The 20,647-nt window shown below is 64.8% G+C and carries 20 protein-coding genes; 6 read left to right on the top strand and 14 right to left on the bottom strand.

Features of this window, described 5'->3' with window-relative positions:
* Positions 1 to 36 precede the first annotated feature (36 nt).
* The 3 genes from mreD to CHB88_RS01795 all read right to left on the bottom strand — a co-directional run bounded on the left by mreD (position 37) and on the right by CHB88_RS01795 (position 2,681).
* On the bottom strand, positions 37 to 552 hold the full coding sequence (gene mreD, locus CHB88_RS01805) for a rod shape-determining protein MreD (RefSeq protein ID WP_089397570.1): 516 nt from the start codon (positions 550 to 552) through the stop codon (positions 37 to 39).
* Positions 549 to 1,562: a rod shape-determining protein MreC gene (gene mreC / locus CHB88_RS01800; protein WP_089397569.1), complete on the bottom strand. Its 1,014-nt coding sequence runs from the start codon at positions 1,560 to 1,562 to the stop codon at positions 549 to 551. The genes mreD and mreC overlap by 4 nt, the downstream gene beginning before the upstream one ends.
* Before the next feature lie 75 nt (positions 1,563 to 1,637).
* On the bottom strand, positions 1,638 to 2,681 hold the full coding sequence (locus tag CHB88_RS01795) for a rod shape-determining protein (protein WP_089397568.1): 1,044 nt from the start codon (positions 2,679 to 2,681) through the stop codon (positions 1,638 to 1,640).
* Positions 2,682 to 2,933: 252 nt separating this feature from the next.
* Between CHB88_RS01795 and gatC the strand changes: the two genes are divergently transcribed.
* The 5 genes from gatC to CHB88_RS01770 all read left to right on the top strand — a co-directional run bounded on the left by gatC (position 2,934) and on the right by CHB88_RS01770 (position 7,989).
* On the top strand, positions 2,934 to 3,236 hold the full coding sequence (gene gatC / locus CHB88_RS01790; RefSeq protein WP_089397567.1) for an Asp-tRNA(Asn)/Glu-tRNA(Gln) amidotransferase subunit GatC: 303 nt from the start codon (positions 2,934 to 2,936) through the stop codon (positions 3,234 to 3,236).
* Between the two features lie 28 nt (positions 3,237 to 3,264).
* Entirely contained in the window at positions 3,265 to 4,725 is a 1,461-nt protein-coding gene (gene gatA, locus CHB88_RS01785) for an Asp-tRNA(Asn)/Glu-tRNA(Gln) amidotransferase subunit GatA (RefSeq protein ID WP_089397566.1), read from the top strand.
* A 1-nt stretch (position 4,726) separates the two neighbouring features.
* Entirely contained in the window at positions 4,727 to 5,209 is a 483-nt protein-coding gene (locus CHB88_RS01780) for a hypothetical protein (RefSeq protein ID WP_089397565.1), read from the top strand.
* 51 nt (positions 5,210 to 5,260) lie between these two features.
* Positions 5,261 to 6,721, top strand: coding sequence for an Asp-tRNA(Asn)/Glu-tRNA(Gln) amidotransferase subunit GatB (gatB, locus tag CHB88_RS01775; protein WP_089397564.1), 1,461 nt, complete (start codon positions 5,261 to 5,263; stop codon positions 6,719 to 6,721).
* Between the two features lie 80 nt (positions 6,722 to 6,801).
* On the top strand, positions 6,802 to 7,989 hold the full coding sequence (locus tag CHB88_RS01770) for a GGDEF domain-containing protein (protein ID WP_089397563.1): 1,188 nt from the start codon (positions 6,802 to 6,804) through the stop codon (positions 7,987 to 7,989).
* On the opposite strand, the gene pyrE is transcribed toward CHB88_RS01770, so the two are convergent.
* Complete coding sequence (pyrE, locus tag CHB88_RS01765) at positions 7,990 to 8,652, bottom strand: orotate phosphoribosyltransferase (protein ID WP_089397562.1); 663 nt, start codon at positions 8,650 to 8,652, stop codon at positions 7,990 to 7,992.
* A gap of 184 nt (positions 8,653 to 8,836) precedes the next feature.
* On the opposite strand from pyrE, the gene CHB88_RS01760 reads away from it, so the two are divergent.
* A complete protein-coding gene (locus tag CHB88_RS01760; RefSeq protein ID WP_089397561.1) occupies positions 8,837 to 9,682 on the top strand; it encodes an exodeoxyribonuclease III in 846 nt (281 codons plus the stop codon).
* Here CHB88_RS01760 and CHB88_RS01755 read toward each other — a convergent pair.
* The 10 genes from CHB88_RS01755 to CHB88_RS01710 form a co-directional block, all read right to left on the bottom strand.
* Positions 9,657 to 10,559 carry a M48 family metallopeptidase gene (locus CHB88_RS01755; protein ID WP_089397560.1) on the bottom strand — a complete coding sequence of 301 codons (903 nt, stop codon included), beginning with the start codon at positions 10,557 to 10,559 and terminating at the stop codon, positions 9,657 to 9,659. The genes CHB88_RS01760 and CHB88_RS01755 overlap by 26 nt on opposite strands.
* Positions 10,560 to 10,602: 43 nt before the next feature.
* A complete protein-coding gene (locus CHB88_RS01750) occupies positions 10,603 to 11,859 on the bottom strand; it encodes an AmpG family muropeptide MFS transporter (protein ID WP_089397559.1) in 1,257 nt (418 codons plus the stop codon).
* Positions 11,860 to 12,024: 165 nt separating this feature from the next.
* The gene (gene metW, locus CHB88_RS01745; RefSeq protein WP_089397558.1) at positions 12,025 to 12,630 is read right to left on the bottom strand and encodes a methionine biosynthesis protein MetW; all 606 of its coding nucleotides are present in this window, start codon (positions 12,628 to 12,630) and stop codon (positions 12,025 to 12,027) included.
* Positions 12,627 to 13,769: a homoserine O-succinyltransferase MetX gene (metX, locus tag CHB88_RS01740; protein ID WP_089397557.1), complete on the bottom strand. Its 1,143-nt coding sequence runs from the start codon at positions 13,767 to 13,769 to the stop codon at positions 12,627 to 12,629. Before metX ends, metW begins: the two co-directional genes overlap by 4 nt.
* Positions 13,770 to 14,030: 261 nt before the next feature.
* Complete coding sequence (ptsP, locus tag CHB88_RS01735; protein ID WP_089397556.1) at positions 14,031 to 15,782, bottom strand: phosphoenolpyruvate--protein phosphotransferase; 1,752 nt, start codon at positions 15,780 to 15,782, stop codon at positions 14,031 to 14,033.
* Between the two features lie 22 nt (positions 15,783 to 15,804).
* Complete coding sequence (locus CHB88_RS01730) at positions 15,805 to 16,074, bottom strand: HPr family phosphocarrier protein (protein ID WP_089397555.1); 270 nt, start codon at positions 16,072 to 16,074, stop codon at positions 15,805 to 15,807.
* 20 nt (positions 16,075 to 16,094) lie between these two features.
* Complete coding sequence (locus tag CHB88_RS01725) at positions 16,095 to 16,502, bottom strand: PTS sugar transporter subunit IIA (protein WP_089397554.1); 408 nt, start codon at positions 16,500 to 16,502, stop codon at positions 16,095 to 16,097.
* Between the two features lie 78 nt (positions 16,503 to 16,580).
* Entirely contained in the window at positions 16,581 to 17,522 is a 942-nt protein-coding gene (gshB, locus tag CHB88_RS01720; protein ID WP_089397553.1) for a glutathione synthase, read from the bottom strand.
* Positions 17,523 to 18,821: a glutamate--cysteine ligase gene (gene gshA, locus CHB88_RS01715; protein WP_089397552.1), complete on the bottom strand. Its 1,299-nt coding sequence runs from the start codon at positions 18,819 to 18,821 to the stop codon at positions 17,523 to 17,525.
* Positions 18,822 to 19,080: 259 nt separating this feature from the next.
* Positions 19,081 to 20,637, bottom strand: coding sequence for an ammonium transporter (locus CHB88_RS01710; protein WP_089397551.1), 1,557 nt, complete (start codon positions 20,635 to 20,637; stop codon positions 19,081 to 19,083).
* Positions 20,638 to 20,647 lie beyond the last annotated feature (10 nt).

Raw genomic sequence — 20,647 nt, 5'->3', positions numbered from 1 at the left:
GGCCGCGCCGCCCGCGGTATGGGCAGCAAGGCCTCCTCAGATCGGCCGGGTCTCGTCGCGGTCCACCGCGCGGCGCTGCGGCGCCAGCAGTATCCAGCTGGCCACCGGCCACAGGGCTGCCGTGATCACGCTTTCCAGGAAATACAGCCAGCCCGGAAATTTTCCGGTCACCATCAGGCGGATCACCAGGTCCACGCTTTGCATCAGCAGCAGCAGGGGCAGCACGTGCAGTGTTTGCGCCGGGATCTGGAACCACAGCACGCGCCGGTGGATCATGATCGCGAAATAGGACAGCAGGGTGTAGCACAGGGCATTCTCGCCCAGCAGCGTGGCCTCATGCACGTCCATCATCAGGCCCATCACGAAGGCAATGCCGATGCCGACCTTGCGCGGCTGATGGATGCTCCAGAACACCAGCACCAGCGCCACGAAATCCGGCACGCCGACCATATGCCCCCAGGGCAGCAGGTTGAGCACGAAAGCCGCGACCAGACTGAGCGCGATGAACAGCGGATTGGCGGGCAGGAGGATGTAATGCGGACGGTGGTTCATCGCGGCGCTCCATTCTGCTCGGCCGGCTTGGCGGCGACCGGTTCGGCGCGGCGTGCGCCGTCGGCCGGCGCGGCAGGCGCCTCACGCGGGTTTTCCTTGGCCGGCTCGAGATTGCGGCGCTTGGAGAATTTTTCGCGCTTGTCCTTGCGCTCTTCCGGTTCCGGCCGCGGCGGCAGGTTCAGCTCGGTCAGCAGGATCAGCAGCTGGCGATTCTTGTCGATGCCGGCCACCGGCTGGCAGACGATCTTGGCGAAGGCGTCGGACGACTTGGTATCCACCTGGCTGACCTTGGCGACGGCCAGGCCGGGCGGATACACGCCGTCGATGCCCGACGTGACCAGCGTATCGCCAGCCTGGATGTCCGCATTGGTCGGCATGAAGCGCAGATCGAGCGAACCGGAATTGCCCTTGCCGTAAGCAATGCTGCGCAGGCCGCTGCGCACCACCTGCACTGGGATGGCCTGGTCCTTGTCGGTCAGCAGCGTGACTTCGGAGGTGAAGGGAAAGACGCGCGTGACCTGGCCGACCACGCCGACATCGTCGATCACCGGCTGGCCCGGCGCCACGCCATGGCGGCTGCCGCGGTCCAGCACCACCTTGCGGGTGAAGGGATCCCGGGCGTCGTACAGGATCTCGCTCATGATGGACTTGCCCTGCAGCCGCTCGTTGGCCGCCAGCAGCTTGCGCAGCTGGACGTTTTCGGCGTTCAGCTGCGCAAGCTGCTGCAGATGCTGGGCATTGCCGATCTGCTGCTGCTTGAGGCGCTGGTTTTCCAGCTTGAGATCCGAAACCGACGTGAAGTAGCCGCCCACCGCCATGGCGGCGTCGCGCGGGAACATGGCCACCACCTGCAGGGGATAGAGCGCGGTGCCGAGCACCAGGCGGATGCGGCCCAGCGAGTGCAGTCTCGAATCGGCGATGAGCAGGAAGATCGCGATCACCGCGAAGATCACCACCTTGGCACGCGCGGAAGCGCCTTGCTTGAAGAGTGGCGGCGGACTGTATTCCATTATGCTGTCCTGGTGTGGAGAAGACTTCTCTCCACCAGCGTCCGCCGGAAGCGGCGGACGCGGGAAGATTGCAGATTACTCGTAGGAGAAGATGGAGCCAAGCTTGTCCATGCGTTCCAGCGCCATGCCGGAGCCGCGCACCACGCAAGTCAGCGGATCCTCGGCGACGATGACCGGCAGGCCCGTCTCTTCCATCAACAGGCGATCCAGGTCGCGCAGCAGCGCGCCGCCGCCGGTGAGCATCATGCCCTTCTCGGCGATGTCGGCGCCGAGCTCCGGCGGGGTCTGCTCCAGCGCGTTCTTGACGGCGGAAACGATGTTGTTGAGCGGGTCGGTGAGCGCTTCCAGGATTTCGTTGCTGGAGATGGTGAAGGAGCGCGGAATGCCTTCCGACAGGTTGCGGCCCTTGACTTCCATTTCCTTGACTTCGGAGCCCGGGAAGGCGGAGCCGATTTCCTTCTTGATGGCTTCGGCGGTCTGTTCGCCGATCAGCATGCCGTAATTGCGGCGGATGTAGTTGACGATGGCTTCGTCGAACTTGTCGCCGCCGACGCGCACGGAGCCTTTGTACACCATGCCGCCGAGGGAGATGATGCCGACCTCGGTGGTGCCGCCGCCGATGTCGACCACCATGGAGCCGGTGGCGTCCGACACCGGCAGGCCGGCGCCGATGGCGGCGGCCATGGGTTCTTCGATCAGGTAGACCTGGGAGGCGCCGGCGCCGAGCGCGGATTCGCGGATGGCGCGCCGCTCGACCTGGGTGGAACCGCAGGGCACGCAGATGATGATGCGCGGCGACGGCTTGAACAGCTTGGAGTCATGCACCATGCGGATGAACTGCTTGAGCATCTGCTCGGTGACGGTGAAGTCGGCGATCACGCCGTCCTTCATCGGGCGGATGGCCTCGATGTTGCCAGGCACCTTGCCCAGCATCTGCTTCGCTTCCTTGCCGACGGCCTGGATGGTTTTCTTGCCATTCGGTCCGCCCTGCTGGCGGATGGCGACGACCGACGGCTCGTCGAGCACGATGCCTCTGCCGCGCACGTAGATCAGCGTGTTGGCCGTACCGAGATCGATCGCCAGGTCGTTTGATAAATAGCTGCGTACAAATCCAAACATGTATCGTCCTGATGCGCAAAGCAATGCGCAAACTGTAAAGGTTCACAACCGTTCGAGCGCGGTTTCCGCTCTCTGCGACGGCAAGGCATTAACCCGACATTCTACCTTATAATTCCATCGAAATTTGCCGGCAGAAATCCCATAAATCCGAGAAGAAAGCCTCGATTTGACAAGGTTTTTGCCATAGTTGGAACAGTTTTACTCTTTTGAATTTATTTGCTGGCACCACTCCCGCGGTCGCCGCCTCACACCATGTCCCTCGACCTCTCCGACGTCAAACGTCTCGCCCGGCTCGCGCAGCTCGACCTCGACGATGCCCAAGCCGAAAAAACCCTGGCCAAGCTGAACGGCATCTTTGACCTGGTGGAACAGATGCGCGCCGTCGACACTGCCGGCATCGAGCCGCTGAACCATCCCATCGAAGCATTCCAGCACGACCTCGCGCTGCGCTTGCGCGAAGATGCCGTTACCGAACCGAACCGCCGCGAGGAATACCAGTCGGTCGCTCCGGCCACCCAGGATGGCCTCTACCTCGTTCCCAAGGTCATCGAATAATCCGGCTGCGCCACGGTCATACACGCTTATGCACACCAAGACACTGAAACAACTTTCCGCCCTGCTGCAATCGCGCCAGGTTTCCGCCGCCGAACTGGCGCAGGCCTACCTGGCCCGCATCCGGCAGAGCGACCTGAATGCCTTCATTCATGTCGATGAAGCATTGACGCTGGAGCAAGCGGCGCAAGCCGATGCGCGCCTGGCCGCCGGCGATGCCACCGCGCTCACCGGCATCCCGATTGCCCACAAGGACATCTTCGTTACCCGCGGCTGGCATTCCACCGCCGGCTCGAAAATGCTCGCGGGCTACGGCAGCCCCTTCGATGCGACCGTGGTCGAACAGTTCCGCGCGGCCGGCATGGTCCATCTCGGGAAGCTGAATTGTGACGAATTTGCCATGGGTTCCTCCAACGAGAATTCGGCATTCGGCGCGACCCGGAATCCGTGGGACAGGCAGGCGGTGCCGGGCGGCTCCTCCGGCGGCTCGGCGGCGGCCATCGCCGCCCGCCTGACGCCGGCCGCCACCGCCACCGACACCGGCGGCTCGATCCGCCAGCCGGCTTCCTTCTGCGGTGTCACCGGCATCAAGCCGACGTACGGCCGGGTCTCGCGCTTCGGCATGATCGCCTTCGCTTCCTCGCTCGACCAGGGTGGGCCGATGGCGCAGACGGCGGAAGACTGCGCCATGCTGCTGTCGGCGATGGCCGGCTTCGATCCGCGCGACTCCACCAGCCTCGACATGGCGAAGGAAGACTTCGGCCGCGACCTGGACAAGAGTTTGCAGGGCTTGCGCATCGGCGTGCCGCGCGAGTACTTCGGCGAGGGTCTGGCTGCCGATGTCGAAGCGGCGGTGCGCGCCGCGCTGGCGCAGTACGAGAAGCTGGGCGCCACCCTGATCGACATCTCGCTGCCCAAGACCGAGCTCTCGATTCCGGTGTACTACGTGATCGCGCCGGCGGAAGCCTCGTCCAACCTGAGCCGCTTCGACGGCGTGCGCTACGGCCACCGCGCCAAGGAGTACAAGGACCTCGGGGACATGTACCGCAAGTCGCGCGCCGAGGGCTTCGGCGACGAGGTCAAGCGGCGCATTTTGGTCGGCGCCTATGTGCTGTCGCACGGCTACTACGACGCCTACTACCTGCAGGCGCAGAAGATCCGGCGCCTGATCGCGCAGGACTTCCAGGAAGCCTTCAAGCAGTGCGACGTGATCATGGGGCCGGTGGCGCCGACGGTGGCCTGGGACCTAGGCGACAAGGCCGACGATCCGGTGGCCAACTACCTGGCCGACATCTTCACGCTGTCGACCAGCCTGGCCGGACTGCCCGGCATGTCGATTCCCTGCGGCTTCGGCCAGGGCGAGAAGAATGGCAAGCGCCCAGTCGGCCTGCAGATCATCGGCAATTACTTCAGCGAGGCGAAGCTGCTGAACGTGGCCCACCAGTACCAGCTGGCCACCGACTGGCACGCACGCCAGCCCGAGGGTTGCTGAGATGACGCGGGGCGCGCAGCGGATGCTCGGCGCCCTGCTGCTGACGGCCGGGGCGGCGCAGGCGCAGGAACTGACCACGCGCTTCTCCTGCAGCGCCAGCCGCGACGATGGCGGCGAGAGAATCATCCTGGCCGACCATGGCGAAATCCGCATCGCCGGCGAGCGCATCGATGCCCTGCGCTGGGAATCGGCGCTGTACCGAAGCACCCATGGCTTCGATTGCAGCATCGACCAGGACGACGGCCTGCAAGCCGAAGCGGACGAATCGAACCACGCGTGGCGCATCCGCCTGCATGACGCCGGAAAGGCGCGCGCGGCGCGCGGCTATGATTTCAGCCGCGGCCTGAACTGCACGATACGCCTGCGCCTGCAAGGCGACTGGCTGCAGCTGCAGCCGAGCTGCCCGGCGCTGTGCGGATCGCGAACCAATTTTTCATCGCTGGCGGTGAACCTGAAAACAGGCGACTGCCGCTACGACGAGTAACGAATGCCCGCGCCGGCCAAGGTCGGCGCCCATACACAGACGAGGTAAGCTATGCAGTGGGAAGTGGTGATTGGCCTGGAGACGCACGCGCAGCTCTCCACCGAATCGAAGATCTTCAGCGGCGCATCGACCCGATTCGGCGCCGAGCCGAATACCCAGGCCTGCCCGGTCGACCTGGCCCTGCCGGGCGTGCTGCCGGTGATGAACAAGGGTGCGGTCGAGCGCGCCATCCAGTTCGGGCTGGCGATCGGCGCCACCATCGCGCCGCGCTCCATCTTCGCGCGCAAGAATTATTTTTATCCCGACCTGCCGAAGGGCTACCAGATCAGCCAGTACGAGATTCCGGTGGTCCAGGGCGGCAAGGTGTCCTTCATCCTGGAAAAGGATGGCAAGCCGGAACTGCGCTCCGTGCAGCTGACCCGCGCCCACCTGGAGGAAGATGCCGGCAAGTCGCTGCACGAGGATTACCACGGCATGTCGGGCATCGACCTGAACCGCGCCGGCACGCCGCTGCTGGAGATCGTCACCGAACCGGACATGCGCAGCGCCGCCGAGGCGGTGGCCTATGCCAAGGCGCTGCATTCGCTGGTGGTGTGGCTCGGCATCTGCGACGGCAACATGCAGGAAGGTTCCTTCCGCTGCGACGCCAACGTCTCGGTGCGCCCGCTGGGCCAGAAGGAATTCGGCACCCGCTGCGAGATCAAGAACCTCAATTCCTTCCGCTTCCTGGAAGAAGCGATCAACTTTGAAGTGCGGCGCCAGACCGAACTGATCGAGGATGGCGGCAGGGTGGTGCAGGAAACCCGGCTCTACGATCCGGACCGCAAGGAAACCCGCTCCATGCGCAGCAAGGAAGATGCGCAGGATTACCGCTATTTCCCCGACCCCGACCTGCCGCCGCTGACGATCGCCGCCGAGTGGATCGAGCGCGTCAAGGCGTCCATGCCGGAGCTGCCTGGCGCCATGCGGGAACGCTTCATCAAGGACTACGGCCTGCCCGAGTACGATGCGGCGGTGCTGACGCAGTCCAAGGCCATGGCTGCCTATTTCGAAGGCGTGGTGGCGAAGGCCGGCCGCGAGCAGGCCAAGCCGGCGGCCAACTGGCTCATGGGCGATGTCGCTTCGACGCTGAACCGCGAAGGCGTGGACGTTGCCGAATCGCCGGTGAAGGCGGAGCAGCTGGCGCTGCTGCTGCAGCGCATCGCCGACGGCACCATCTCCAACAAGATCGCCAAGGAAGTCTTCGCGGCGATGTGGGAAGCGCCGTCCGACAAGCCCGGCCTCGCCGACGACATCATCGAGGCCAAGGGCCTGAAGCAGATTTCCGACAGCGGCGCGCTGGAGAAGATCGTCGACGAGGTGCTGGCGGCGAATGCCAAGTCGGTGGAAGAGTACCGGGCCGGCAAGGAAAAAGCCTTCAACGCCCTTATCGGACAGGCAATGAAAGCCACGCGCGGCAAGGCCAACCCGGCGCAGCTGACCGAGCTGCTCAAGAAAAAATTGATGGGCTGAGGCCAACCTCGGTCATAATCCTTCCACGGGCCGGGGTTTTCCGGCCCGTGCCGTTTTCTGACCGTATTGTCGCTTTTGCCATGGAAACTCTCGTCGCCGCCGCCAGCCTGATCGCAGTGCAGCTGTCCGGCATGGTCGTCATGTTCGGCCTCATGCGGGCAGCTCCCCATGAAAGATGCACGCGCTATTGGGCGGCATCAGCGGCGCTGGCAGGCATCGGCGTGCTGCTGATCATGCTCAACAACGGCGCCTACCGGCCCGCCATCCTGGTCCTCGGCAACAACTTTCTGATCTGCGGCGTCGTGCTGCAGTGGTGCGGCATACGCGTCTTCTTCCGCAAGACGAAAATGATTGCCGGCTGGGCCATCGGCGGCGCCTTCTTCCTCCTTTTCGGCCTGCTGGTGCTGCAGGGTGCCGGCGTGATGCAGCGCTCGGTGCTGAGCTCCGCCACCATCCTTCTGCTGCTGACGATGAGCGGCATCGAACTCTGGCGGTCGCAGCCCCGGACCGGCGGCACGGCACGAACGATCGCTCTCGGCGGCTGCGTCCTGCTATGCGCAAGCTATACCTTCCGCTTGGGCGCGCTGCTCAGCGGCTCCTCGTCCGGCCTGTCCACCAGCACCGCCCTGCCCGGCCTTGCCATGCTGTACATCATTCCCACCTTCAGCTCGCTGCTGCTGTGGAGCGGTCTGCTGCTGTTGTATTTCGAGCGTATCGTCGGCACCCATCAGCACCAGGCAACGCACGACGAGCTCACCGGCCTGCTCAACCGGCGAGCGCTGACCATCGACGGCGAGCGCGCGCTCAGCCTCGCGCAGCGACTTCATGCCCCGCTGACGGTGGCCTTCATCGACATCGATCATTTCAAGGACATCAACGACAGCTTCGGCCATGAGGCCGGCGACCGCGTATTGGTGGAAGTGGCGAACATCTTCCGCCAGACTTGCCGCAACGTCGACCTGGTAGGCCGCTACGGCGGCGAGGAATTCTGCTTCGTGTTTCCTGGCATCGACCGCGACGGCGCCGTCGCCGTCGCCTCGCGACTGGTGCAGACGGTGCGCATGCACGATTTCCGGCTGGGGCGTCCAGTCACCGCCAGCATCGGCTTGGCCGTGACGCTGCCGGAGGCGGCGCAGCGCGACTGGCATGCGCTGCTGCGCGAGGCCGATGCGCAGCTCTACAAGGCCAAGCATGCCGGCCGCAACCGCTACTGCATCGATCAGCCGCGGGGAGAAGTGCTCAGCCTGCCGCAGCAGATGGCGAGCTGATCAAACCCCATAGCGGCTGCGATAGGCGGCCACCGCATCCTTGTGCCGAGCCAGATCTGCGCCGGCGCCGGCCTGGGTGAGATAGGCCAGCAGATCGTCGAGATTGCCGATGGACAGTACCGGCATGCCATAAGCATGGCTCACTTCCTGCACCGCCGAATGGGCCGACAGCGCCTCGTCCTTGCCGGAACGCTCCATGCGGTCGAGCGCGATCAGCACCGCCGCCGGCGTGGCGCCCGCGGCACGGATCAAATCCACCGACTCGCGCACCGAAGTGCCGGCGGAAATCACGTCGTCGATGATCACCACCCGGCCCTTGAGCGGCGCGCCGATCATGGTGCCGCCCTCGCCATGATCCTTGGCTTCCTTGCGGTTGAAGGCGAACGGCACGTTGCGGCCCATGCCGGCCAGCGCCACGGCGGTGGCCGACGCCAGGGTGATGCCCTTGTAGGCCGGGCCGAACAGCATGTCGAACGCGATGCCGGAATCGATCAGGGTGCGGGCATAGAACTGCGCCAGGCGGCCGAGATTGGCGCCATCGCTGAACAGGCCGGCATTGAAGAAATAGGGCGACTTGCGTCCCGCCTTGGTGATGAATTCGCCGAAGCGCAGCACGCCGGCTTCGACGGAAAAGGCGATGAATTCCTGACGGAGATTGCTCAAGGTGACCTCTGGGATGGTGAAACGGCAAGACCTGGCGCCCGCCGCTGGATGAATGTGAGCCGCATTGTAATGGCGCGCGGACGGCGATGCCAGCGTCGTTCCGCAACGTCCGGATTCGCGCCGCAGCCACCATCATGGATGCGGGATCGGTTATGCTTGCCGCGTCGATTTTTTACGGTCCATCATGCTCAAGATCATTTCCGCCAACCTCAATGGCATACGCTCCGCCTCCCGGAAAGGCTTCTTCGACTGGATGCTGCAGCAATCCGCCGACTTCGTCTGCGTACAGGAACTCAAGGCCCAGGCCGCCGACATGACGCCGGATTTCCTGGCCCCCGGCGGCTATCACGGCGCCTTCCATTACGCCGAGAAGAAGGGCTACTCCGGCGCCGGCATCTACTCCCGCCACCAGCCGGATGCGGTGAAGATCGGCTTCGGCTGTCCGGAATTCGATGCCGAGGGCCGCTACGTGCAATGCGACTTCGGCCGCCTGTCGGTGATCTCGGTGTATTGCCCGTCCGGCTCATCCAGCGAAGAGCGGCAGCAGGCCAAGTTCCGCTTCATGGAAGTGTTCCTGCCGCATCTGCAGCAGCTGAAGGCAGCCGGCCGCGAGGTGGTGATCTGTGGCGACTGGAACATCGCCCACAAGGAAATCGACCTGAAGAACTGGAAAGGCAACCTGAAGAACTCCGGCTTTCTGCCGGAGGAGCGGGCCTGGCTGTCGCGGGTGTTCGATGAAGTCGGGCTGGTGGATGCCTTCCGGCGCGTCGAGACCGGCGCGGAGCACTACACCTGGTGGAGCAACCGCGGCCAGGCGTGGGCCAAGAACGTCGGCTGGCGCATCGATTACCACATCACCACGCCCGGCCTGGCGGATCTCGCCAAGGCGGTGGCGATCTACAAGGAGCAGCGCTTCTCCGACCATGCGCCGCTCACCATCGAATACCACGGCGCCTCGGTGTTCCTCGAGCCGGCCGACGTGGCGCTGAAGTCGCCCGATGCGATCAGCGCACTGGTGGAATCCCGCTGACGTTGGTCTGGTAGGGCGGCAGCGAAGTGATCGCCACGCCCTTGGCCTTGGCATAGAGCGGCATCACCGATGGCAGGTGCTTGTCGATCTCCGCCAGCCGCGCCGGTCCCGCCGGGTGGGTGGAGAGCCATTGCGGCGGCGCGCTTTTTTCCAGCATGCCCATCTTCTGCCACAGCGCAATGCCGGCGCGCGGATCGAAGCCGGCGCGGGCCATGATGTCGAGGCCGACCAGATCGGCCTCGGTTTCGTCGTTGCGGGAAAACTTCAGCATGGCCAGATTGGCCACGCCGCCGGTGGCGGCGCTGGTCAGATTCGGGTCGATGCCGAAGATGGCCGACAGGCCCAGTCCGGCGATCTTGGCGCCGGCGTCGGCGAGGCCCGACTTCGCCACCCGCTCGCGGCTGTGCTCGCGCAGCGCGTGCGCCATCTCGTGACCCATCACCACCGCCACCTCGTCGTCGGTGAGTTTCAGATTATTGATCAGGCCGCTGAAGAAGGCGATTTTGCCGCCCGGCATGCAGAAGGCATTCACCTGCTTGGAGCCGATCAAGCTGATTTCCCAGTTCCACTGCGCCGCGCGCTGGTTCCAGCGCGGCGCCTGGGCGATCAGGCGCTGAGCGATGGCGCGCAGGCGTTGGGTTTGCGGATGATCGGGCGGCGCCAAGGCCTGCGCCTTGGCGGCTTCCTGCTTGAGTTCGTTGTATTGCTGGGCGGCGGCGGCCTCGAGTTCCTCTTCGGGCACCATGTTCCGCAGCGGGGACATTTCATCGACCCGCACGCCGTCTTCGGCACCGCGGGCATTGTCCTTGGCCAGCAGCGCCGGCGGCGTGGCGCATAGCAGCAATCCCAGCCATGCGGCGGCTAATTTTTTCTTCATGACACCTCCATCCAGTTGGGGCAGGAGGCCGGCTGCCTGAGCCTTACTTCTCGCGCCAGGGCGCGATCTTCGGCAGCAGCATCATGCCGGGCAAAGCGAGCACGAAACATAGGATGAAAAACGTGAACCATCCCGTCTGCGCCACGATGTAGCCGGTGGCGGCATTGAAGAATGTGCGCGGCACCGCCGCCAGGCTGGTGAACAGCGCGAACTGGGTGGCGGTGTAGCGCGGGTCGGTCGTGGTGGCGATGTAGCCGGTGAAGGCTGCCGTGCCGAGGCCGACGGAAAACGCTTCCATGCCGATCACCGCGCCCAGCATCCAGGTGCTCATCCCGGTCTTGGCCAGGATGGCGAAGCCGAGGATCGCCAGCGCCTGCAGCACGCCGAAGATCCACAGGCCGCGGTTGACGCCGGTCTTCTCCAGCCAGACCGCGCCGAGGATGCCGCCGGCCAGGCTGGCCCACAGACCCGCATTCTTGGCAATTAGACCAATCTGCGTGCGAGAAAATCCAAGGTCGATGTAGAACGGCGTGGCCAGTGACGTGGCCATGGAATCGCCCAGCTTGTAGAGGAAGATGAAGGCCAGGATCAGCAAGGCATGCGACCATCCGCGCCGGGTGATGAATTCCTTGAACGGCAGCACCACCGCCTCGCGCAGGTTCTTTGGCGGGACGCCGTAGATCCGCGGTTCGCTGATGAGCAGCGTCGTAAGGATGCCGGGAAGCATGAACAGGGCGGTGATGATGAACACCAGCTGCCAGCTCAGGAAATCCGACAGGATCAGCGACAGCGAACCCGGCACCAGCGTGGAGAACTTGTAGGCATTGACGAAGACCGCCGTGCCGGAACCCTGTTGCTGGTCCGACAGCAGCTCGCGCCGGTAGGCATCGATCACGATATCCTGGCTGGCCGACAGGAAAGCCACCACGCCGCACAGGAAGACGATGGCGGTCAGCTCCGTTTTGGGCGAGAGGAAGCCCAGCCCGGCCACGGCGGCCAGCAGCGCCGCTTGCGTCACCAGCATCCAGCCGCGACGCCGGCCCAGCAGCGGAAACTGGAAACGGTCCATCAGCGGCGACCAGACGAATTTCCAGGTGTAGGGAAAGCCGACCAGCGCGAACAGGCCGATCGCCTTCAGGTCCACGCCTTCGACCTTGAGCCAGGCCGACAACAGGTTGTAGAGAATGAACAGCGGCAGCCCGGAGGAAAATCCGAGCGACACGCAGATCAGCATCTGGCGGTTGAAATAATGGCGCCAGCCGGGCTTGGCGGCTTGCTCGGCTTGTGCGGAAAGGGTCATACGGACTCGCAGTGCAGAGGGATCGGGGCCGCCCGCCTGCATGCCGGGATTGTCATGTCGGCCAGTGGGATGGCGTCGTGCCGGAAGTGGGCGGTGCGGTGTTTCGGCGGCGAGCGTTCGCGCCGGCGCAATGGCAGCTTGGCAGCGTGGCGCCTTGGCAAAAAATTATGCGCTCTTCCTGAAACGAAACACGGCTAGACTACCACGCCAGTTCGGAAGAAACGATACCGGTTTGCCATCCTGCAACGCGACGCGCTCGAGCACTTCGAGGCCGACCTCGCTGGCGAGTTCCTCGAAATCGCGGATGGTGGCGCAGCGCAGATTGGGCGTGTCATACCACTCGTAAGGCAGGGTCTTGGATACCGGCATGCGGCCGCGCATCAGGGCGAAGCGGTGCGGCCAATAGGCGAAATTGGGAAACGAGACGATGGCTTCGCGGCCGACGCGGGCGATGTCGCGCAGCGTGCCTTCCACGTTCTTCATCATCTGCAGCGCCGACAGGCATAGCACGGTGTCGAAGGAGTCGTCGGCGAAGATCGACAGCCCCGCCTCCAGGTCGCGCTGGATCACCGACACGCCGCGCTGGATGCATGCCGGGATCTGCTCGTCGCTGATCTCGATGCCGTAGCCGAAGCAGCGCTTTTCCGTCTGCAGGTAATCCATCATCACGCCATTGCCGCAGCCGAGGTCGAGCACCTGCGATTGCGGCGCCACCCAGTGCGCGATGAAGGCGAGGTCGGGGCGCAGAACGCTCAATTCCTGGAAATTCATGCCGCCTCCCGCTGGTCCAGTTCGTTCCAAATGCGCTCGTAGTAGGCGCGCACCGTGTTCATGTAGCGCGGATCTTCCAGCAGGAAGGCGTCGTGGCCGTGCGGCGCGGCGATCTCGGCGTAGCTGACCTCGCGCCGGTTGCTCACCAGCGCCTGCACGATCTCGCGGCTGCGCTCCGGCGAGAAGCGCCAGTCGGTGGTGAAGGACACCAGCAGGAACTTGGCGCGCGTGACGGCGAGCGCCTTGGCGAGGTCGTCGCCGTGCTCGCGCGCCGGGTCGAAGTAGTCCAGCGCCTTGGTGATCAGCAGATAGGTGTTGGCGTCGAAATACTCGGCGAACTTGTCGCCCTGGTAGCGCAGGTAGGATTCGATCTCGAAGTCGACACCGAAGCCGAACTGCAAATCGCCGTTGCGCAGGCCGCGGCCGAATTTTTCCGCCATGCTGTCGTCCGACAGGTAGGTGATGTGGCCAACCATGCGCGCCACCCGCAGGCCGTTCCTCGGCACCACGCCGTGGGCGTAGAAATCGCCGCCGTGGAAATCGGGATCGCTCAGAATCGCCTGGCGGGCGACGTCGTTGAAGGCGATGTTCTGCGCCGAGAGCTTGGGCGTGGAGGCGATGACCACGCTGTGCCGCAGCCGCTCCGGGAACAGGATGCTCCAGGCCAGCGCCTGCATGCCGCCGAGGGAGCCGCCCATCACCGCCGCAAACTGGCCGATGCCGAGGGCGTCGGCCAGGCGCGCCTGCGCCCTGACCCAGTCTTCGACCGTCACCACCGGGAAGCCGGCGCCATAGGGCTTGCCGGTGGCCGGATTGACGTGCATCGGCCCGGTGGACCCGAAGCACGAACCGATGTTGTTGATGCCGATGACGAAGAAGCGGTCGGTATCGACCGGCTTGCCGGGCCCGACCATGTTGTCCCACCAGCCGACGTTCTTCGGATTGTCGGCATACACGCCGGCCACATGGTGCGAGGCATTCAGCGCGTGGCAGATCAGCACCGCGTTGGAACGGTCGGCGTTGAGCGTGCCGTAGGTCTCGTACATCAGGGTGTAGTCGGACAGCGCTGCGCCGCTGCGCAGCGGCAGCGGCTCGGCGAAATGCATGCTCTGGGGCGAAACGATTCCAACGGATGGCATAGAAGTCCGAAAAAACAAGCCGAAACCGGCCGGGGTATGACGACGATGGCGTGGCGGCGGCAGCCTGGAGACGCAAAACAAAAAGCCCGGAAGCGTCGGCTAGCGAGCTTGTTCCGGGCCTGGTGCAAGCGCTTTAGCCGTATTTGTCATGCGCCCGCAAGCTGATCTTCAAATCGGCGCCACTGCAAAGCGGCTAGGATAAACCAAGGGCTTTCGCCGCGTCAAACCCGAGGAATGCAGCCGGACGGACCCGTGCCGGGATCACAGCGCGCGCAGCTGCTCCACCGCTTCCACGATCGCTTGCGGCTCGGTGGCGCGCAGGATCTTGCGCGCCACCGGCGCGATCAGCGACAGGTCGCTGTTGAGCACCTCCTGCTTCACCGGCAGCAGCTGCGCCGGATGCATGGAGAATTCGCGCAGGCCCATGCCGAGCAGCAGGCGGGTAAGCTTGGTGTCGCCCGCCATCTCGCCGCATACCGCCACCGGCACGCCGGCCTTGTCGGCGGCGGCGATGGTATGCGAGAGCAGGTAGAGCACCGCCGGATGCAGCGGATCGTACAGGTGCGCCACCTCGTGGTCGGCGCGGTCGATGGCGAGGGTGTACTGAATCAGGTCGTTGGTGCCGATGGACAGGAAGTCCAGGCGCTTGACGAACATCGGCAGCGTCAGCGCCGCCGCCGGAATCTCGATCATGGCGCCGACCTGGATCAGCGGGTCGAACTTGATGTCGGCCTCGCGCAGCTGCGCCTTGGCCTGCTCGATCATGGCCAGCGACTGGTCGATCTCGAAGGCATGCGCCAGCATCGGAATCAGCAGCTTCACCGGCCCGAAGGCGGATGCGCGCAGGATGGCCCGCAGCTGGGCCAGAAACATCTGCGGCTCGGTCAGGCAGTAGCGGATGGCGCGCAGGCCGAGCGCCGGATTCAGCGCCGTCTGCTCGGCATGGTCGAGCGGCTTGTCGGCGCCGATGTCGAGCGTGCGGATGGTGACCGGCCGCCCTTTCATCGCCAGCACCGCCGCCCGGTAAGACTCGAACTGCTCGTCTTCGGTCGGCAGCCGGTTAACCTGGCCGGTACGGCCCATGAACAGGAATTCGGAGCGGAACAGGCCGACGCCGATGGCGCCGGCGTCCATGGCCGGGCCGCAGTCTTCCGGCAGCTCGATATTGGCCAGCAGCGCCACCTCGACGCCGTCGCGGGTGACGGCCGGCATCTTGCGCAGCTTGCCCAGCTTCTTGCGGTCGCGGACCAGGCGCGCCTGGCGCTCGCGGTACTGCTCCAGCACCTTGGGCGGCGGATCGACGATGACCACGCCCACGTCGCCGTCGATGATCACCACGTCATCCTGCTCGATCAGGGTGGAGGCATTGTCCATGCCGACCGCGGCCGGGATGTCCAGGCTGCGGGCGACGATGGCGGTATGCGAGTTGGGTCCGCCGAGGTCGGTGATGAAGCCTCCGAAGGCGCGATCCTTGAACTGCAGCATGTCGGCGGGCGATATGTCGTGCGCCACCACGATCAGGCTGCCGATCGGCTCTTCCGAGTTCCCGACGCGGGCCAGGGTGTCGGCGCTGCCGGTGAGGATCTTCAGCACCCGTTCGCCGACCTGCTGGATGTCGCCCTTGCGGGCGCGCAGATAGGCGTCCTCGATCTCGTCGAACTGGGCCGACAATTCCTCGATCTGGGTCACCAGCGCCCATTCGGCGTTGTAGTGGCGCGAGCGGATGATGTCGAGCGGCACTTCAGCGATCATCGGGTCGGACAGGATCAGCACATGGACGTCGATGAAGGCGCCCAGCTCCGCCGGCGAGTCCTTGGGCAGCTCGTTCCAGATGGTCTGCAGTTCCCGGTGCACCACCGCGAAGGCGTTCTGCAGGCGCTGCACCTCGGCTTCCACCTGCTCGTCCGGAATCAGGTAGTGCTTGACGTCGAGCGCCGCCGGCGCGAGCAGATGGGCGCGGCCGATGGCGATGCCGCTCGATACTGGAATGCCGTGTAGCGTGAAGCAGGCCATGGTGTCCCGGATTCGCGTTGCGTTACTCGTCTTCGCCGAAACGATTGGCGATCAGCTCCTTCAGCGCGGCGAAGCACTCCGCCTCGTCCGGTCCCTCGACTTCCAGCAGCACGGTGGCGCCCTTGCCGGCGGCGAGCATCATCACGCCCATGATGGACTTGGCATTGACGCGCCGCTTGTTGCGGGTCATCCAGATCTCGCTCTTGTACTTGGCTGCCAGTTGGGTGAACTTGGCCGATGCGCGCGCATGCAGGCCGAGCTTGTTGATGATTTCGATTTCCTGTTGGACCATTTTTCTTATGCTTGTTGTCGTCAGTTGGGAGAGAGGCGAATGCGATTGTCGACCCGGACTGCGCCGTTCTGGCCGCCGGCCAAGGCCATTTCCACCACCACGTCGATGGTGTCGTTGCGATAGGTGAGCGCGCGCAGCAGCATCGGCAGGCTGATGCCGGCGATCACCTCGATATGCCCGGGACTGCACAGCTTGAGGGTGCAGTTGGACGGCGTGCCGCCCATGACGTCGGTGATCACCAGCACGCCGCTGCCATCGTCGATGCGATTGATCGCATCCTGCGCCAGGCGGTTGACCTCGACCAGGTCCTGGTCGGCACGCACGTCGATCGCCTCCAGCCGTTCCGGCCGGCCGCGAAAGACATGGGATGCCGCCTCGACAAAGGCGTTGCCGAGCGGGGCGTGGGTAAGAAGAAGAATGCCGACCATGCTGTCAGAAGAACTCAGGATTGCGCCGAAGTGCGGCTGCCGCCGGCGCGAAGGCGAAATGCGCCAGGCGCGCCATCATCAGGCCGCCGCCTTTTCCAGCGCATCGATGAACAGGCCGGCGACGTTGCAGCCGGTCTGCTGGCGGATCTCCTGGAAACAGGTGGGACTGGTGACATTGACTTCGGTGAGGTGGTTGCCGATCACGTCCAATCCTACCAGCAGCAGGCCGCGCGCCGAAAGCACCGGCGCCAGGGTCTCGCCGATCTCGCGGTCGCGCGCCGTCAGCGGCCGGGCTTCGCCGCGTCCGCCGGCAGCGAGATTGCCGCGCACTTCCCCGCCCTGTGGAATGCGCGCCAGGCAGTACGGCACCACCTGGCCGCCAATCAGCAGCACCCGCTTGTCGCCGTCGACGATCTCGGGAATGTAGCGCTGGACCATGATGGTGCGGCGGCCATGGTGGGTCAGGGTTTCGATGATGGAGCCGAGATTGCGGCCATCCTCGCGCACATGGAAGATGCCGGCGCCGCCCATGCCGTCGAGCGGCTTGAGGATGATATCGCCGTGCAGCGCATGGAAGGCGCGGATGCGCACGCTGTCGCTGGTGACCAGCGTGGGCGCGGTGAACTGGGCAAACCGGGCGATGGACAGCTTCTCGTTGTGGCTGCGGATGGCCTCCGGCTTGTTGAACACCTTCGCGCCCTGGCTTTCCGCCGTTTCCAGCAGGTAGGTGGCGTAGATGTACTCCATGTCGAAGGGCGGGTCCTTGCGCACCACGATGGCGTCGAAGGCCGACAGCGGCGTGGCGACCGGCGACTCGGCGCGGTACCAGGCATCCTGCTCGCCGGTCAGGTGGATGCGCGCCACCAGCGCGGTGACCACGCCGTTGTCCAGCGCCATGTCGCGCTGCTCGAAGGCATGGATCTCGTGGCCGCGGGAAGCCGCTTCCGCCATCATGGCGTAAGTGCTGTCCTTGTAAATCTTGAAGCTGTCGAGCGGATCGGCGAAGAAGGCGATTTTCATTTAGTAGATTTCCGGATTCGGATCGGTCTTCTCGAGTTCGATCGATGCCGCCAGCAGCGCCAGGCGCGCCACCACGCCATACATGTAGAAGCGGTTCGGCGCCGCGGTGCCCGGCTTGGCCTGCAGGTCCGGCAGCGCATGCTGCTGGGCAAAGGCGAGCGGAACGAAGTGCGCGCCCGGGGAATTCAGGTTCTCGTCGACGCCGCGCTCCGCATGGACGCGGTAGAAGCCGCCGACCACGTAGCGGTCGATCATGTACACCACCGGCTCGGCCACCGCGTCGTTGATGCGCTCGAAGGTATGCACGCCTTCCTGGATGATGACGTCGCTCACCTCCAGGCCTTCCTTCACCACCGACATCTTGTTGCGCTGCTTGCGGTTCAGGTCGCGCACCTCGCTCGCGTCCTTGACCGACATGATGCCCATGCCATAGGTGCCGGCATCGGCCTTGACGATGACGAAGGGCGTTTCCTTGATGCCGTACTCCTTGTACTTCTTGCGGATCTTGGTCAGCAAAGTATCGACGGCGGACGCCAGGCACTCCTCGCCGGTGCGCTCCTGGAAATTGATTTCGCCGCATCGGGCGAAATACGGATTGAGCATCCACTGATCGACGTCGATCAGCTTGGCGAACTTCTTCACCACTTCGTCATAGGCGGCGAAATGGTTGGTCTTGCGCCGCACCGCCCAGCCGGCATGCAGCGGCGGCAGCAGGTTCTGCTCGTGCAGGTTCTCCAGGACGGAAGGAATGCCCGAAGACAGGTCATTGTTCAGCAGGACGGTGCAGGGATCGAAGTTCTTCAGGCCGAGGCGGCGGTTGTTGTTGAAGCGCTCCAGCGGCTCCAGCATGATGCTGGTGCCATCGGGTAGATCGATCTGGGTCGGTTCCTTGACATCGTCGGAAAGGGAACCGAGGCGCACGTTCAGGCCGGTCTGGCGGAAGATCTGGGTGAGCCGCGCCACGTTCTGCAGATAGAAGGTATTGCGGGTGTGCTTTTCCGGAATCAGCAGCAGGTTCTTGGCATCCGGACAATATTTCTCGATCGCCGCCATGGCCGCCTGCACCGCCAGCGGCAGCATTTCGGATGACAGGTTGTTGAAGCCGCCCGGAAACAGGTTGGTATCGACCGGCGCCAGCTTGAAGCCGGCGTTGCGCAAATCGACCGAGCAATAGAAAGGCGGCGTGTGTTCCTGCCACTCGAGCCGGAACCAGCGTTCGATGGCCGGAGTGGCGCCCAGAATCTTCTTTTCCAGGTCGAGTAGCGGGCCGTTGAGTGCAGTAACGAGATGCGGAACCATATAAACCTTCTGAATGAGCTGTAATGCGCGGCTTGACGATTCTATCGGGAATCGTTGCCTTGCGCCGGATACGGCTGAGACCGCCGAATCAACCGGCTGATCGCGCGCCGTCCGCGCCAAAAAGGAAAAACCCGCGCCGAGGGCGGGTTTCCAACGTCTCGCACATGGGGACGAGGACCTAAATTTAAAGGCCCAAAAGCAAAAACGCCTCCGCGGGGGAGGCGCTGGGCGCTTCGCCGGCAGCCGGCGAAGACCTCGATTACATATGGTAGGCGGATTCTCCGTGGCTGGTGATGTCCAGGCCTTCGCGCTCCTCTTCTTCCGGCACGCGCAGACCGACGATCAGGTCGACCAGCTTGAAGGCGATGAAGGCGACCACAGCGGACCAGATCACGGTGGTGATCACCCCCTGCAGTTGCACCCAGACCTGGCCGGCGATCGAATACTCCGCGGACGCCTTGTTGGCGACGTAATCGAAGATGCCGGTGCCGCCAAGGGACGGTGCGGCGAACACGCCGGTCAGCAGCGATCCCAGGATGCCGCCGACGCCATGCACGCCGAACACATCCAGGGAATCATCGGCGCCGAGCATGCGCTTCAGGCCGTTCACGCCCCACAGGCAGACGATGCCGGCCAGCAGGCCGATCACCAGGGCGCCCATGACGCCGACGAAGCCGGCGGCCGGGGTGATGGCAACCAGGCCGGCAACGGCGCCGGAAGCCGCACCCAGCATGGAGGGCTTGCCCTTGCCCATCCACTCGCCGAAGGTCCAGGCGACGGTGGCGGCCGCGGTGGCCAGCAGCGTGTTGACGAAGGCGAGCGCGGCGGAGCCGCCTGCTTCCAGGGCGGAACCGGCGTTGAAGCCGAACCAGCCCACCCACAGCAGCGAGGCGCCGATCATGGTCATGGTCAGGGAGTGCGGGGCCATGGATTCGCGGCCGTAGCCAATGCGCTTGCCGACCACGAAGGCGCCGACCAGGCCGGCAACGGCGGCATTGATGTGAACCACGGTGCCGCCGGCGAAGTCAAGCGCGCCCTTCTGGAACAGCCAGCCGGAGACGCCGGTGGCCTTTTCCGCGGCGGCGGCGTCGGTGAAGGCATCGGGACCGGGCCAGAACCAGACCATGTGGGCGATCGGCAGGTAGGAGAAGGTGAACCACAGCACCATGAACAACAGCACGGCGGAGAACTTCACGCGCTCGGCAAAGGCGCCGATGATCAGGCCGGAGGTGATGGCGGCGAAAGTGGCCTGGAAGGCGACGAAGGCAAACTCCGGAATCACCACGCCCTTGCTGAAGGTGCCGGTGTTGGTGTCAGGCGTCATCCCCTTGAGGAACAGCCGGTCCAGCGAGCCGATGAAGGCATTGCCCTCGGTGAACGCCAGCGAGTAGCCGTAGATGAACCACAGCACCGTGATCAGCGAGAACACCATGAAGACCTGCATCAGGATCGACAGCATGTTCTTGGAGCGGACCAGGCCGCCGTAGAACAGCGCCAGGCCGGGAATGCTCATCATGATGACGAGCAGGGTGGCCACCAGCATCCAGGCGGTATCGCCCTTGTTGGGGACCGGAGCGGCTGCGGGCGTTGCGGCAGCCGGCGCCGCTGCCGCTGCAGGGGCCGCCGCAGCGGGTGCCGCGGCAGCCGGCGCGGTGAGGGACGGTGCGGCCGGGGCGGCCGCGGGCGGCGCGCCGGTGATGGCGGCGGCCTCGGCTTTGGAGCTGGACGGCGCGTCGATCGCCAGTGCCGGCGAGGACATTCCCGCGCCGAACAGCATGACGCCGGCGGCGAGGAGGCTTGCTAGGGTTTTCTTCATTGTTGTCTCC

This window comes from Noviherbaspirillum humi, assembly GCF_900188095.1.
Classification (GTDB): Bacteria; Pseudomonadota; Gammaproteobacteria; order Burkholderiales; family Burkholderiaceae_D; genus Noviherbaspirillum; species Noviherbaspirillum humi.
The sequence above is the reverse complement of the archived record's forward strand: the minus strand, read 5'-3'. Positions and strand labels throughout refer to the sequence as shown.